The organism is Marinospirillum sp. (assembly GCF_044810985.1).
In the GTDB taxonomy this organism is placed as follows: Bacteria; Pseudomonadota; Gammaproteobacteria; order Pseudomonadales; family Halomonadaceae; genus Marinospirillum.
Genome location: NZ_CP085242.1, coordinates 2817319 through 2832810, shown reverse-complemented (window position 1 = coordinate 2832810; position 15492 = coordinate 2817319). Strand labels below are relative to the sequence as shown.

Here is a 15492-nt window from a genome sequence, read left to right as displayed (position 1 = left end):
ACAACTGAATTCCTTATTGAAAAGCGATCATAAAAACCATGCTGAAGCTGCTGTTAAAACCCCTTGTTTATCCAATCAAACAGCTTCTGCGCTGGCCTCTGCTGTTGTGGGTCAAGCCGCACTTCACCCAGCTGCCCATGCCACCCCACCAAAAAGCAGAGACCTATTATATCCTGGCCCGACGCAACATGACCGAACCCCTGCTGCTGGGCAAGCTGGCCAGAAAGCAGGGATTCCCTCCTGTCAGGAGCAGCAACCTCCTGTATCTGGAAGAAGCACCGCCCTGGTTCCGACCCCACCTGGGGCCACAAGCAACAGGGGACTTCCAGAAATTCTGGCAGGATCTGCAAACCCATCCTGAAAAAGAAGTCCAGGTGATTCCGGTCAGCTTTTTCTGGGGCCGGGCACCGGGGCGTCAGGAGTCCCTGCTGAAAATTCTGACTGCAGACAGCTGGGCCGTGATGGGTGGACTCCGGCGTCTTTTGACCGTCATCTTACAGGGTCGGCAGCTGTGGGTGGAAATGGGCGATCCTATCGCTGCTCACCAGGTTGTTACTCCCCAGCAACTCAATCGCAAGGGGGCTGAGTTTGCGGCAGAAAAAAGCCAGCGCCTGCTGCGGTTGTATTTTCGCCGGGTTCGGACACGCGTGCTGGGGCCGGATTTATCCCACCGGCGCACCCAACGCAACACCATCATGGCCAGCACCCAGGTTCGGGATGCCATCCGCAGGGAAGCCGAAACTACCTCGGAAAAAGCGGCCAGAGACCGCGCCCTGCGCTTCATCAATGAAATTGCATCCAATGTTTCCTACCCGGTATTACTGGTGCTGGATCGCTTGCTGTCCAGCCTCTGGAACCGGCTTTACGATGGGGTGCGCATCACCGGCATTGAAAAGCTTCGCGATCAGGCTGGCCGTTATACCCTGGTTTACCTGCCCTGCCACCGCAGCCATATTGATTATCTGCTTTTATCCTACATTCTGTTCAAACAGGGTTTGATGCCCCCTCACATCGCGGCAGGCATCAATCTCAACATGCCCCTCATCGGCCCCCTGCTGCGCCGCGGCGGTGCCTTCTTCATGCGGCGCAGCTTTCGTGACAACCCGCTTTATGCCAGTGTTTTCAATGAATATCTCTACCAGCTTTTCAATCAGGGACATCCGGTGGAATTCTTTATTGAAGGCGGACGTTCCCGCACCGGACGCACCCTGCCCCCCAAACCCGGCATGCTGGCCATGACTCTCAAGGCTGCGCAAAGAGGCACCCACAAACCCCTGCTTTTGATCCCTGTGTACATCGGCTATGAAAAGGTGCTGGAAGGCTCCACTTACCTGAATGAGTTGCGCGGCCAGAACAAAAAGAAGGAATCCCCCCTGGATATCTTTCGAGTCCTGCGCAATCTGCGTCAGGATTTTGGTCAGGTGGATGTCAGCTTTGGTGACCCTCTGGCTCTGGAAGGCGAACTCCTACAACAATTAACCGCACAGGATCGCTACCAGGCCGTTTCACAACTGGGCCGACAAATTGCCACCGGCATCAATCAGGCCGCCACCCTCAACCGGATCAACCTGGTTGCCCTGGCCCTGCTGGCCAGCCATCACCGGGCTCTGGAAGCCGACAACCTGCTGGCACAACTGGAAACCCTGTCTGCTTTGGCGGGGCTGCGCGGTGTGGTTCAGCAACCGGAAGGCGAACCGGCCAGCTGGATCAATTGCTGCGAAAAGCTGGGTTTTATTGAAAAGCTCGACCACCCCCTGGGTTCCATTTATCGCTGCAATGAACGTCAGGGTATCCTGCTGACCTATTATCGCAACAACATCCTGCACCTCTTTGCCCTGCAGGGCTTGGTTGCCTTTTTATTCATCAACCAGAAAACTCTCAGCAGTGAGCAGGTCCACCAGCAAGCCAGCAGTGTCTACCCCATTTTGGCCGCCGAATTGTTTTTACCCTGGAGTCAGGCCGAACTGGAGCCCCGCCTGCAGCAAACCCTGAGGCAACTCACGGAACTGGGCCTGCTGGAGGAAACCCCGGAGGGCTGCTGGCAAAAACCGGCCGAGCACCTGGCCAGCCACCTGCGGCTGCGTTTACTCGCGCAACTGGTACAACCGGCACTGGAGCGCATCTACCTGCTACTGGCTTTGCTGGAAAGGGAGGGCAGCGGCAGTTTAACCTCAGCAGAGCTGGTGGCGACCACTCAACAGATGGCGGAACGCCTCACCTTACTACAGGGTCTGGATTCACCGGAATTTTCCGACAGCCGCCTGTTTGATCAGGCTCTGGTGATCCTGCTGCAACTGGGCTGGTTGCAAGAGGATGAAGAAGAGCGCCTGACCTTTGATGCAGAACTTCTGCAGGCCATGTATCGCGGTCGCCAGCTGTTTGATCCGCAGCTCAGGCACAGCCTGCTGAGCCTGACACGAACCGGGACAAAAAGTTAGTGATCACTCACGCAGAGACTTGAGCGGATAGATATCAAAGCGGTTGGCCTTGCCACTGAGAACCAGACCAGGTTCCTTACCAGCCAGCGGCGGAGCTTTGCGGGGACGTTTGACCACCACCCGGTGGCTGGCCAGGTTCAGGGCCTGATCCAGCAAAAGATCAGCGTCTTCATCCTTGCCCACCAGCTCGCGGAAAAACTGCATCTCTTTTTTGACCTGAGCCGTCTTTTCGGTGTGCGGGAACATGGGATCGAGATAAACCACCTGAGGTGCAAAATCTTCACGACGGGCCAGTCTGTCCAGCTCACAAGTGGCATCGCCTTTGCGCATCTTCAGGCGTGCCGTAACTTCAGCCACTTCCGGATCGGGTGCTGAGCGCTGCAGGGCATCTTCAACCAGAGCCGCTATCCAGGGATGGCGCTCAATGGCCAGCAGATCACAACCCAGACTGGCCAGCACAAAAGCATCACCGGCCAGACCTGCAGTGGCATCCAGAATACGTGGGGTAATACCCGGCTTGAGGCCACAGGCCTTGGCCAGGGCCTGTCCGCGACCGCCGCCATAAATTCGGCGGTGCGCTGTGGCTCCGCTCAGAAAATCGACTCTGACCGGCAACACCTTGGGGTCATCGGCATTGGCCAGGGCCAAGCCCTGCTGATCATAAAGCAGATAAAAACCACTTGCGGGGTTGTTTTCAAGCAGAGGGAGTTGCAGTTGCTCAGACCAGACATGGGCCTGGGGAAAAGCGGAAGGCTGCTTACAAACCAGCATCAGACATAGACATCAACACGACGCCACTCCGCCCAGAGGTGTCCCTGGTGGGCGACTGACCAGTAACCCTGCAGGGCACGGCGTGCAGAAGCCGACAGTTCGGCGGCATCCCAGTCAGGCGTTTCCTCACCGGAAATATAATCAATTTCCGGTGCCAGACGTATCACTTCCGGCCTGGAAGCAGCCTGTTCACCCGCTTTTTCCGGTGTCTGTTTGCGCCGCTTCAGCGGCTGGGGCAAAGGGGCCTGCAGGGAACCCTGAACGCGCATATTCACTCCTGAACCAGGTAAAGGTCGAATCCAGAATATCGACCCCGGTTAATAAAACTTTACTTATAACCAGCAGGGCACCTTGGCCTTGTAATCCAGAAACGCCTGACCAAACTTGTTTTCCAGTGTTTTTTCTTCAGGCCGGATCTGGAAATAATATATCCAGAGTACAAACAGGGGCAACACCAGCAACAGCCAGGGTGAAGAAAGGTAAACACCCCAGGCCACCAGAAGACAGGCAAAACCCAGATACATGGGGTGGCGACTGATCTGGTAAACGCCCCCGGTGACCAGGTTGGAAGCCGCTTCCGGGTTACGCGGATCAACACTGGTGTTGGCGCGTCTGAAGCCCAGCACACCGGCAATACAAAAGTAGCTGCCCACCGCCAGCATCAGACCGGCAACCAGAAAACGCACAGGATGGTAAACCTGAAATTCCGGGGTGACCCAACTGAGCAGCCAGAGAGCCAGTAGCAGCAGCAAGGTCAATAACAAAGGGGGAACCCGTGTGTGCAGCAGAGCCATTTTCATCTCCTTACCCGTGGGTAACCTGATCACGTAAATAAACCGGTTGCCCCTCGGCAGCATCAACCGCCTGACCCTTTTCCCAGGCCACTTGGGCCAGTTGCACCAGAGCCGAGGCACTGGGGTAAACATCAGGCAGTTCCTGCTGAATGCAGCTGCGCAGGATGGGAGGCAGGCGCTCACTGTAACGCGCACCGGAACCAATCAGCAGCCAGTCCTGATCCTCTTTGCCCGGCGGCAACACCTCTTCGGGTTTGCCCAGGGCTTCTGTCATCAGGGCCAGGGGCTGTTGTTCGCCCGCTTCCCAGGCACACCAATAGACCTCGTCCATGCGTGCATCCAAAAGAGTCAGGATCTTGCGGGCGTAATATTTATGCTGCGCCGTCCAGGCCAGGGCTTGCAGGGTCGAGACAGGAAGAATTGGCAGGTCATGCGCCAGGGCCAGTCCCTGAGCCGTTGCAGCAGCAATGCGCAGGCCTGTAAAGGAGCCTGGCCCACGGCCAAAAGCGACAGCATCCAGCTGCGGCAATGACAAATCCGCCTTGGCCAGAAGCTGTTTGATCTGCGGCAGGATGGCCTGGGCATGCTGGCGAGGCAGCAACTGAAAGTCTTCGAAAAGTTCGCCGTCCTTCCATAGCGCTACCGAACAGGCGTCTGAAGAGGTGTCCAGAGCGAGAATTTTGCTCATAAGTCAGCAGTCACGGGTTAAGAATGAAAGGCAGGCAGTATAGCAGGCTGTTGCAGAAACGAGGCCTGAAACTTCAGGCCTCGGGGAAGCTTCTGGCGCGGTTATTGACCCAGAGCTTTCAGCACCTGAGCACGAATGTCTTCGACACTGCCCACGCCCTTGATGCAGGCATATTCAGGCGCCTCTTCAGGGTCCTGTTTGGCCCACGCCTGGTAGTACTCAACCAGAGGTGCAGTCTGCTCGTGGTAAACAGCCAGACGATGGCGAACCGTATCCTCATTGTCGTCTTCACGCTGAATCAGATCTTCACCGGTCACATCATCCTTACCTTCCACCTTGGGTGGATTATGAGTGATGTGGTAGGTGCGACCTGATGCAGGGTGAACACGGCGACCGGCCATACGCTGAACAATTTCTTCATCATCAACGGTAATTTCAACCACATGATCCAGCTTGACGCCTGCTTCCTTCATGGCATCAGCCTGGGGAATGGTGCGTGGAAAACCATCAAACAGGAAACCCTTGGCGCAATCCGCCTGGGCAATGCGATCCTTGACCAGACCAATAATGATGTCATCAGAAACCAGGCCACCGGCATTCATGATTTCTTTGGCCTTCAGACCCAGCTCGGTGCCTTCCTTGACCGCAGCACGCAGCATGTCACCGGTAGAAATTTGCGGAATATCAAATGCTTCACAGATAAACTGGGCCTGTGTCCCCTTACCCGCGCCTGGTGGGCCTAACAAAATTAAGCGCATGTTTGTCTCCTTTTGTGGTGTTTTTTTGGATTAGAGGACAATACAGGGAGTCCCCGCAGCTGACAAGCATTGGGGACTAAGACATAAGGCGAGTAGATTCAGAAAACCTTGAAGGCGCTGATGGCCTCCTGAAGCTTCCGGGTGGTTTGGGTCAGGGCCTGACTTGAGGCTGCCGTAGCCTGGGCACCCTGAGCGCTGGCTTCACTGCCATCGCGAATGCGTGCCAGGTTGGCATCGATCTCGCTGGCCACAGCCGACTGCTCTTCTGCCGCTGCTGCTATCTGCTGGCTCTTGGAATCTATCGCCATGACCCCTTTGAGAATCGAACCCAGTGCCGCATCCACCTGTTCGGACTGTTCGGCTGTTTGCTGGGCCCGTTCACGACTCTTGTCAATATGCCCGACCACTCCATCCACACCCTGGTGCAGATCGGCAATGATTTCGGCAATTTCATGGGTCGAGTTCTGGGTACGACTGGCCAAAGAGCGAACCTCATCGGCCACCACGGCAAAACCGCGACCGGCATCACCGGCCCTGGCTGCCTCTATGGCCGCATTCAGGGCCAGAAGGTTGGTTTGTTCGGCAATCCCGCGAATCACTTCCAGGGCTTCACCAATCCGGTTGCTACGCTCCACCAGGGAGCTGCCCGCCTGGCTGGCATCCTGCAAGGCCCCTGCAAGGCGTTGCATGCGCTCGCTCATTTCACCGACCACCTGCTGACCCCGCTCCGCTTCTTCCCGGGCGGTTCCGGCTGAGGTGGCGGCACTTACGGCATGTTCGGCCACTTCAGTGGCTGTTGCCGTCATCTGGTTCATGGAGGTGGCCACCTGCTGGGTTTCTCCCTGCTGTTCTTCACTGGTGCTGCTGGCGGTGCCTGCATTTTCAGCCACCTGCCCTGCCTGTTGGCTAACCTGGTCAACACTTTCACTGACCATGCTGACCAGTTCGCGCATACGTTGCGACATGCTGCCAAAGGCCTGCGTCAGGGTACCCATTTCATCCTGGGTGGTAGCTTTGGGCGTGACCCTCAGATCACCTTCTGCCAGGGTTTTCACACTGCTCAACAGGCTGCGCATATTGCTGTGCATGGAAACATAAAAACAGGTGTAGAGGTAGGCAACAACAAACAGCTGCAATAACAGCAAGCTTGCCAGAACTATCAGGTTCCGGGTCTGACTGGTCTCGGCTGCCTGTAGAATCTGATCGCCCTCTTCCAGCAATTGACGCCCCACATTCAGCAGCAGTTCACGGGGCTCCAGGCTGGCCTGATAAAACTCTTCCCAGGGCGTATCCAGGTTGACGGCAAAAACCACCTGATCCTCCAACTGGGTCTGGTAATCAGCCAGCCCCTCGCTGACCTGGCTGCCCAGTTGTTGCAGGTTTTCAGCCAGTTCCGGGGCCCGGAAAGCCAGGCTGTCGAGTACGGATTGCCAGCTTTGGGCCTGACGCCCCATTTGATCCAAAACGTCTTCCAGCTCATTACTGCTGCGTGAATCCATGTAGCCTTGAATCAGGACACGGCTGCCATAAGTCCGACCCAGGCTGACGCTGTGAAGCAAGGGAGGCAGTTCGGAATTCAGCAGCATCTGTAGCAGTTGAATTTCCACCCGCGAGTCCCGCATCAGGTCACTGCTTTGACGCAGCTCCTGGGCCACCCGCAACGAGCTGATTACCAGAGGCTGATAATGCGACAGGGCCGTACTCAGGTTGCCCAGGTGATCTTCATGGGCAAAAAGGGCTTCTGCCTGCTCTTCAATCGCCTTGAGGTTGGCGGACAGGTTTTTATCCTGCAGTTGTTGGGAACTGAGACTGTAAATGTCCTGATAGGTGCTGCGCCAGGTTTCCCGGGCCTCTTCAGCCAGGCGGCGGGATTCAGCCAGGTTACGGATTTCCTGCAGTGCCGACAGATCACGGTAATCTTCGGCGGCAGCGACCAGTTGAAGTGTTTGTTCCTGAAGTGCCAGGCCATCTCTTTCCTTTTGCAGTTGCTGCAGGTCATCCCAGAGTTGCTGGATCTGGATGCTGCTGAGTATCAACATAGGCAGAAGAAAAAGGACGGCGACCAACGAGAATTTTGAGAAATAAGCCAGGCGGTTCATTAATGCCATACCTGGTTGCAGCAGTCGTTTCAACATTGCTTGAGCCCTCAAGGTTGCCCTTTGTTATTGTTAATGGCAGCGGTTCACTGCAGGACATGCTGTCTACCTTAGCGAAACCTGGGAAAAAATCAAACGATCGTTTAACAATTTTGCCCATAAATTCACAAAACACTGTAAAGAAAAGTTTTTTCCTGCCCAAAAAAACAGCCCGACCAGTCTGACTGATCGGGCTGTTAGCGCTCTACACAGTTTTGTATTGATTTGTACTGATTAGAGTAACATCTTGCGGATATCACCCAACTGCTGCGACAGGAAGCTGGTAAAGCGGGCTGCATCAGCACCGTTGATGGCACGGTGGTCATAAGACAGTGACAAGGGCAGCATCAGGCGCGGCTGGAAGCTGCTGCCATCCCAGACCGGCTGCATACTGGCTTTGGAAACACCCAGGATAGCCACTTCGGGAGCATTGACGATGGGCGTGAAAGCCGTACCGCCAATGGAACCCAGAGAGGAGATGGTGAAGCAGCTGCCTTTCATGTCATCACCCTTGAGCTGTTTCTTCTGTGCACGTGCCCCCAGATCAGCGGTTTCCCGCGCCAGCTCGTAGATGCTCTTCTTGTCGGCATCCTTGACCACGGCAACCAGAAGGCCATCCGGCGTATCCACGGCAAAACCGATATTGATGTACTTCTTCCAGATCAGGGTATCGCCTTCAGCACCAATCGAGACATTGAACTGGGGGTAGGTCTGCAATGCCAGAGCACAGGCCTTGATAATGAAAGGCAGAGGCGTCAGCTTGGCACCCTGTTTTTCCGCTTCGGCTTTCACCCCTTTGCGGAAGCCTTCCAGTTCGGTGATGTCCGCCTGTTCAAACTGAGTAACATGGGGCACATTCAGCCAGGAACGGTGCAGGTTGACCGCACCCGCTTTGAGCAGGCGACCCATGGGTTTTTCTTCAACATCCCCGAACTTGCTGAAATCCTGAACCGGGACGGGAGGAATTCCGGCACCACCGGCAGCTCCAGGCGCAGCAGCCCCTGCCTTCTGGGTCTGCTGCATGACTTGCTTGACGTAATTCTGCAGATCTTCCTTCAGAATGCGACCCTTGGGTCCACTGCCCTTGACCAGGGCAAGATCCACACCCAGTTCACGACCCAACATGCGCACGGCAGGACCGGCATGCACCGATTTATTGGGTTGCTCAGCCACAGCCGAAGGCTGAGGTGCGGCAGACTGGGAAGCAGGTGCAGCGGTTTGCGACGCTGATTTCTCAGCAGGCTTGTCTGCGGCTTTTTCCGGCTGGGCAGCAGCTGCAGGAGATTCAGTTTCCTGACCGGCCCCTTCGGCCTGCATATAGCCGATCAGATCGCCTTCAGAAACCTTGTCGCCCTCCTTGACCAGCAGCTCCAAAAGCTTGCCGGAAAAGGGGCTGGGCACATCCATGGTGGCCTTGTCGGTTTCCAGAGTGATCAGTGGATCTTCTTCGTTCAGTGAATCACCGGCTTTGACGGCTACTTCGATGATTTCCACCTGATCGTGTCCACCCAGATCGGGTACACGGATTTCTTCCTTGCTGCTGGCTGCTGGCTTGGCCTCTTCTTTGGGGGCGGCCTGTTCAGCCTGGGGCTCAGGTGCTTTTTCTTCAGCCTCGGCCGGTTTTTCTTCTTCGGCCTCCGCTGCACCTTCAACTTCCAGCTCCAGAATATCGGTGCCTTCGTTAACCTTGTCGCCTTCATTGACCAGCAGCTTTTTCACCACACCTGCCTTGGGGCTGGGGATATCCATGCTGGCCTTGTCGGACTCCAGAACGATCAGGGTATCCTCTTCTTCAATCCGGTCGCCTGGCTTGACGTTGATTTCGATGACTTCGACATCATCATTGCCACCAATATCGGGCACTTTAATAATTTCGTTACTCAAGACTTTGCTCCTTAAAATTCGGTCAAGATCGGCCTCAGCAATATAAGGGATCGCATTTTTTCGGATCGATACCGTATTTTTTAATTGCTTCGGTGACTTTCTTGGCTTCAATTTCGCCACGGTCAGCCAGGGCTTTCAGGGCGGCAACGACGACAAAGTGGCGATCCACTTCAAAGAAATGGCGCAGCTTCTCGCGGGTATCCGAGCGACCAAAACCATCCGTGCCTAACACCTTGTAATCGGTAGGCACCCAGGCCCGTACCTGATCAGCAAAGAGCTTCATATAATCGGTAGCCGCAATCGCTGGCCCTTGACGACTTTCCAGTTGCTGCGTGATAAAAGGTTTTTGCTGCTCAGCTTCCGGATTCAGGAAGTTGTGGCGCTCAACCGCAAGAGCTTCCCGACGCAACTCGTTAAAGCTGGTGGCACTCCAGATATCCGCTTCGACATTAAAGTCTTTCTTCAGTAGTTCGGCAGCGGCTTCCACTTCCCGAAGGATAGTACCTGAGCCCAGCAGCTGCACTTTCTGCTTGGCTTTGCCGCCTTCCTTGAGCAGATACATCCCCTTGATGATTTCTTCCTGAATGCCTTTGCGATCCGGCAACTCGGGATGCTCGTAGTTTTCATTCATGATGGTCAGATAGTAGAAGCAGTTTTCCTTATCTTCATACATCCGCTTGAGACCATCCTGAATAATCACCGCCAGCTCATAGCTGTAGGTAGGATCGTAGCTGCGGCAGTTGGGAATGGTGCCGGACATCAGGTGGCTGTGACCATCCTGGTGTTGCAGGCCTTCACCGTTCAGGGTGGTGCGACCGGCGGTACCACCAATCAAAAAGCCTCGTGCCTGCATGTCACCGGCTGCCCAGGCCAGGTCACCAATACGCTGGAAACCAAACATGGAGTAGTAGACATAAAAGGGGATCAGTGGATAGTTGTTGTTGCTGTAGCTGGTTGCTGCGGCTATCCAGGCTGACATGGCGCCCGCTTCGGTGATGCCTTCTTCAAGGATCTGGCCTTTTTTGTCTTCGCGGTAGTACATGATCTGGCCAGAATCTTCCGGCTTGTACTTTTGGCCTTCGGACGTGTAAATACCCAGCTGGCGGAACATGCCTTCCATACCGAAAGTACGTGCCTCATCGGGTACGATGGGGACAATACGCTGCCCGACTTTTTTGTCTTTGGCCAGACCGGTCAGAATGCGCACAAAAGCCATGGTGGAAGAAATCTCCCGACCTTTGGAGCCCTGCAACATGGCTTCATAGGCCTTGTCATCCAGAGCTGGAGCTTGCAGGGCTTCAAAATCACTGCGACGTGCAGGCAGGTAGCCGTTCAATTCTTCACGGGTACGGTGCATGTACTTCATTTCCGGGCTGTCATCGGCCGGTTTATAGAAGGGGACATCTTCCAGCTGGTCGTCACTGAGTGGAATCCCGAAACGATCGCGGAATTTTTTCAGAGTTTCCATCTGCAGGGATTTGACCGAGTGGGTGTCGTTTTTGGCTTCACCGTCATCACCGGTGCCATAGCCTTTCACGGTATGCGCCAGCACCACCGTGGGACGACCGTTGGAGTTGTTAACGGCTTCGTGGTAAGCCGCGTAGACCTTGTAGGGGTCATGGCCACCACGGTTCAGGGAATAAATGTCCTCATCGGTCAGATCCTTGACCATATCCTTCAGCTCCGGGTTTTCACCGAAGAAGTGCTCGCGGGTATAGGCACCGCCGCTGGCTTTGTAGTTCTGGTACTCACCATCCACCACTTCATCCATGCGTTTTTGCATCAAACCCTTGGTGTCTTTTTCAAACAGTGGGTCCCAGTGACGACCCCAGACCACCTTGATGACATTCCAGCCGGCACCACGGAAGACACCTTCCAACTCATCCATGATGCGACCGTTACCGCGCACCGGGCCGTCCAGACGCTGCAGGTTGCAGTTGATGACAAAAATCAGGTTGTCGAGGTTTTCACGACCCGCCAGAGAAATTGCACCCAGAGATTCAGGTTCATCACATTCGCCGTCACCCATGAAACACCAGACCTTGCGATCCAGCATGGGTTTTTGCTCACGCGAATCCAGGTACTTCATCACGTGGGCCTGGTAAATCGACTGAATAGGGCCCAGACCCATGGATACCGTGGGGAACTGCCAGAAATCCGGCATCAACCAGGGGTGAGGGTAAGAGGACAAGCCATTGCCATCGACTTCCTGACGGAAGTTGTTGAGCTGATCTTCATTCAAACGTCCTTCCAGGAAGGCGCGGGAATAGACACCCGGTGCACCATGACCCTGGAAGTAAATCAGATCGCCTTCAAAATCATCTTTGGGGGCTCGGAAAAAATAGTTGAAGCCCACGTCATAAAGGGTGGCGCTGGACATGAAACTGGAAATATGACCGCCAATACCCGGCTTGGCTTTATTACTGCGCATCACCATGGCCATGGCATTCCAGCGCACCAGGGAGCGAACCCGACGCTCCATGAAAAGATCACCCGGCATACGGGCTTCACGATGAACAGGGATGGTGTTGCGATGCGGGGTGGTTATGGAAAAGGGTAACTGAGAACCATCGCGACGCATGCGATCAGCCAGTTGGGTCAGCAAAAACTTGGCTCTTTCTTCGCCCTCATGGGTCAATACCGAGTCCAGTGATTCCAGCCACTCCTGGGTTTCGACTGGATCCAGGTCTTTTACCTCCTGATTCATATAACTTCTCCGCTTGGTTGGATATAAACAGCAATGTAGCCTGACTACAGATACCAGAGATCAGGCCAGAAAAATTCGGTGATTTAAGAGGTTTTCCAGTACAACTGCATCCATCCACCTCTTAGGAAAGCAGAAAAAACCGCGAACTTCATGCTGCAATGCAGCACAAATACTGGGGCGGCAAGCACTTTCCCTCTCTCTTTTCATTCTTGTAATTTTACTACAAAAAAAATCAAATAAAAGCCCTTTTGCAGAAAACAGCACACTCACTGCTTATCTAGCTCCAGAAAATAACCCCAACGGCAGTCACCGCAACCCAAAGGGCCAGGACTCGCCAGACTCTTTCTTTCATCTGTGCCAGCTCCTGGTCCGCCTCTTCAGTCATGATTTCCGGTCTCTGGGCAAAAACATCCCTGGCTTCCTGATCGCGACTCAGAATGCCATAGCCAGTCAGCAATTGACGGTTGAGAAAATCTTCACTGGTCAGCTTCCAGCGCAGCAGATCACTGGCAAACTGGCGCAGACCCAGCAGGGGGCGACTGACCAGAGCCAGACTCAGGCCCATCAATCGCGCTGCAGGCCATTCCAGAACCCGGTGAAAAAGGCTGACCTGTTCATCACAAGCCAGGTCTTCCTGTGCCTGCTCTTCTTTGCGCGCATTGCTGATGGTGCGTTCGCTTAAACGGGCCAGAAGCGCACCCACCGGCCCCAGCAGTAGATACCAGAAAAGCACCAGGAACAGACGGTCAAAGGCAAAATAAATCAAACGCGCAACCACCCGGGCATGCAGTTGGCAGGCATCATCACCCAGATCATTATCATCCAGAATTTCTTCAGCATAATAGCTGGCCGCCTGGTGATCGCCCTGACGCCAGGCAACCATATAGCGCTCAACCCAGACCAGTTCACTGCGCCGCCCCAGAGCATAAAAAACCACCAGCAGATGCACGGCCAGTGTGGGCAAAACCCAGAAGCTTGCATGCAGCCACCACAGCAACAGCCATAAAATCAGAACCCAGGGCAGGACTGCTGCCAGAAATCCGGGTGCAGCACCCAACCGGCAGCCCAGGCGTGCAGCAATCCAGCGTTGCCAACCCAGAAAAGCCCGGTCAAAAGGTCGGGTCAGCTTCTGGCCGGGCATACCTCTCAACACCAGCACTGCCAAGATCACAAAAAATTTCATCCTATAACTCCGATAAATAGCGTTGCCAATCAAAAGCAGGGCCCGGGTCGGTCTTGCGACCGGGGGCAATGCTTGCATGACTGCAGATCCGTTGTTTGGAAATGTGCGGATAGGTTTCCATTAACAAGCGGGTCACTGCCCGTAATTGTTGATACTGAATTTGAGTATAGGGCTGATCATCCGAACCTTCCATTTCGATGCCCAGAGCAAAGTCATTGCAGTTTTCACGACCTTCAAAACACGAACGCCCGGCGTGCCAGGCTCTCTGGTCAAAGCCAACAAATTGCACCAGCTCGCCCGTTCGGGTGATCAAAAGGTGCGAGGAAACCTGCATATCCGCCACCTGAGCAAAATAAGCATGCTGATCAGCCGGTAAAACCCCGGTAAACAATTTTTCGATCCAGCCACCGCCATAGGTTCGGGGTGGCAGGGCTATATTATGGATCACCAGCAGGCTGATTTCCTGGTTGGGTCGGGCGTTGTAAAAAGGCGAAGGGCAAGCTCTTGCTTCCTCCAGCCAGTGATCAACAATTCTCATCGTTTGCCTGTCGTCCGTTTTTTCCAGTCCAGATACAGCCAAGAACTGGCTGTCAGCCTATAATGCCCAGTCTTGAGTGTTTTTATCAATAAACGGAGCCAGGAAATGCAGCAGTTTATTCAGCCACCCGAAACTTCCAGCCTAGCACATCAGGTCAGACTTGCCTTACAGGAAGATGTTGGCTCTGGTGACATCACGGCTCAACTGATACCGGAAGATCGTTACAGTCAGGCCCGGGTCATTACCCGTCAGGAAGGTGTTTTTTGTGGTGGCCCCTGGGTTCGGGAAGTTTTTCGCCAGCTGGATACCCGCGTTCAGGTCAGCCTTCTGGTCAAAGAGGGAGAGCGTCTGGTGGCCGGACAGACTCTTTTCCGTTTGCAAGGCCCGGCCCGCGCCCTGCTGACCGGTGAGCGCACAGCCCTGAATTTTGTCCAGACCCTGTCGGCTACCGCCAGCCATTGTCGCGAGCTGGCAGACCGGGTCGCCCACACCCGCGTGAAGTTGCTGGATACCCGCAAAACCCTGCCGGGCTTACGCCTGGCACAAAAATATGCCGTGACCTGTGGTGGCTGTCACAACCACCGCATCGGCCTGTTTGATGCTTTTCTGATCAAGGAAAACCATATTGCCGCAGCGGGCAGCATCCAGGCGGCAGTCGAGGCAGCTCGCAAGCTGGCCCCCGGCAAACCGGTTGAAGTGGAGGTGGAAAACCTTGCGGAATTGAACCAGGCCCTGAAAGCCGGTGCAGACCGGATCATGCTGGATGAATTCAGTCTGGAACAAACGCGAGAAGCCGTTGCCATCACTCAGGGCCGGGCCGGTTTGGAAGCCAGCGGCAGCATTACCCGCAAGAATCTGGTGGCCGTGGCGGAAACGGGAGTGGATTTTATTTCTCTGGGCACTTTGACCAAGGACATTCAAAGCCTGGATTTATCCATGAGACTGATCGGATGAGCAGCCAACAACAAGAAGGTGTGATCCAGTATGCCTGTCAGCTGCACAAAAAAAAGCGGCATTGGCCTGAATCCCTGTTGGAAGAACTGAACCACTGGCGCAATGAAATGCAAGTCGCAGGCTGGATCGGCCAGAATCCGCAAAGATACCAAGGGCTGGGTTTTGGCAATCTGAGCCTGCGGCAACCCGACCCCCAAGAGCCTGATGCTTTTGTGATTACCGCCTCCCAAACCGGACATCTGGATTGGCTGGATTCGGATGCCTGGCCCTGGGTGATTGCAGCAGACACCCGCCACAACCGGGTTGAGGCAGAGGGTAGCCAACCGCCTTCCTCTGAAGCCCTGAGCCATGCCGCTCTTTATCAGGCCAACCCGGAAATCCAGGCGGTAATACACGGACATGCTCCCGATCTCTGGCAACTGGCCGCCCAACAGTCACTGGCCTGCACCCCGGAAAACATTCCCTATGGCACTCCGGCCATGGCCGAGGCCATCCGTCAAAAGGCGGACTCCTCCTCCGGCCTGGTCGTCATGCTCGGCCATCAGGATGGCCTCCTGGCCTGGGGAAGAAATCTGGCAGAAGCTGCTGAAAAGCTCTACGCTTTACAGTCCAACCCAGGCCAGTAACAATACAAGTCAGAGT

Annotated in this window: 13 protein-coding genes; 3 read left to right on the top strand and 10 right to left on the bottom strand. The window is 55.0% G+C overall.

The genetic code is table 11. From position 1 onward, the window contains the following. The first annotated feature begins 38 nt into the window (after window positions 1-38). On the top strand, window positions 39-2438 hold the full coding sequence (plsB, locus tag LG323_RS13395; protein ID WP_404417156.1) for a glycerol-3-phosphate 1-O-acyltransferase PlsB: 2400 nt from the start codon (window positions 39-41) through the stop codon (window positions 2436-2438). 3 nt (window positions 2439-2441) lie between these two features. Here plsB and LG323_RS13390 read toward each other — a convergent pair whose 3' ends face one another. From LG323_RS13390 to ampD, 10 genes are all read right to left on the bottom strand, one after another. Continuing rightward, window positions 2442-3209 carry a class I SAM-dependent methyltransferase gene (locus LG323_RS13390; protein ID WP_404417153.1) on the bottom strand — a complete coding sequence of 256 codons (768 nt, stop codon included), beginning with the start codon at window positions 3207-3209 and terminating at the stop codon, window positions 2442-2444. After that, window positions 3209-3478 carry a hypothetical protein gene (locus LG323_RS13385; protein WP_404417150.1) on the bottom strand — a complete coding sequence of 90 codons (270 nt, stop codon included), beginning with the start codon at window positions 3476-3478 and terminating at the stop codon, window positions 3209-3211. The genes LG323_RS13390 and LG323_RS13385 overlap by 1 nt, the downstream gene beginning before the upstream one ends. A gap of 63 nt (window positions 3479-3541) precedes the next feature. Then, window positions 3542-4003 (bottom strand): methyltransferase family protein, encoded by a 462-nt coding sequence (locus LG323_RS13380; protein WP_404417147.1) that lies wholly within the window; start codon window positions 4001-4003, stop codon window positions 3542-3544. 10 nt (window positions 4004-4013) lie between these two features. After that, on the bottom strand, window positions 4014-4691 hold the full coding sequence (gene tsaB, locus LG323_RS13375; protein WP_404417144.1) for a tRNA (adenosine(37)-N6)-threonylcarbamoyltransferase complex dimerization subunit type 1 TsaB: 678 nt from the start codon (window positions 4689-4691) through the stop codon (window positions 4014-4016). Window positions 4692-4792: 101 nt separating this feature from the next. Next, window positions 4793-5449, bottom strand: coding sequence for an adenylate kinase (gene adk, locus LG323_RS13370; protein WP_310695105.1), 657 nt, complete (start codon window positions 5447-5449; stop codon window positions 4793-4795). 98 nt (window positions 5450-5547) lie between these two features. Then, window positions 5548-7584 (bottom strand): methyl-accepting chemotaxis protein, encoded by a 2037-nt coding sequence (locus tag LG323_RS13365; protein WP_404417140.1) that lies wholly within the window; start codon window positions 7582-7584, stop codon window positions 5548-5550. A gap of 234 nt (window positions 7585-7818) precedes the next feature. After that, on the bottom strand, window positions 7819-9468 hold the full coding sequence (aceF, locus tag LG323_RS13360; RefSeq protein WP_404417137.1) for a dihydrolipoyllysine-residue acetyltransferase: 1650 nt from the start codon (window positions 9466-9468) through the stop codon (window positions 7819-7821). Between the two features lie 34 nt (window positions 9469-9502). After that, window positions 9503-12175: a pyruvate dehydrogenase (acetyl-transferring), homodimeric type gene (aceE, locus tag LG323_RS13355; RefSeq protein WP_404417134.1), complete on the bottom strand. Its 2673-nt coding sequence runs from the start codon at window positions 12173-12175 to the stop codon at window positions 9503-9505. 277 nt (window positions 12176-12452) lie between these two features. After that, on the bottom strand, window positions 12453-13358 hold the full coding sequence (gene ampE, locus LG323_RS13350) for a regulatory signaling modulator protein AmpE (protein ID WP_404417131.1): 906 nt from the start codon (window positions 13356-13358) through the stop codon (window positions 12453-12455). Window position 13359: 1 nt separating this feature from the next. Then, on the bottom strand, window positions 13360-13896 hold the full coding sequence (gene ampD, locus LG323_RS13345) for a 1,6-anhydro-N-acetylmuramyl-L-alanine amidase AmpD (protein WP_404417128.1): 537 nt from the start codon (window positions 13894-13896) through the stop codon (window positions 13360-13362). Window positions 13897-14001: 105 nt separating this feature from the next. Between ampD and nadC the strand changes: the two genes are divergently transcribed. After that, window positions 14002-14850 (top strand): carboxylating nicotinate-nucleotide diphosphorylase, encoded by an 849-nt coding sequence (gene nadC / locus LG323_RS13340; protein ID WP_404417125.1) that lies wholly within the window; start codon window positions 14002-14004, stop codon window positions 14848-14850. After that, window positions 14847-15476 (top strand): class II aldolase/adducin family protein, encoded by a 630-nt coding sequence (locus LG323_RS13335; RefSeq protein WP_404417123.1) that lies wholly within the window; start codon window positions 14847-14849, stop codon window positions 15474-15476. Before nadC ends, LG323_RS13335 begins: the two co-directional genes overlap by 4 nt. Window positions 15477-15492: the final 16 nt, after the last annotated feature.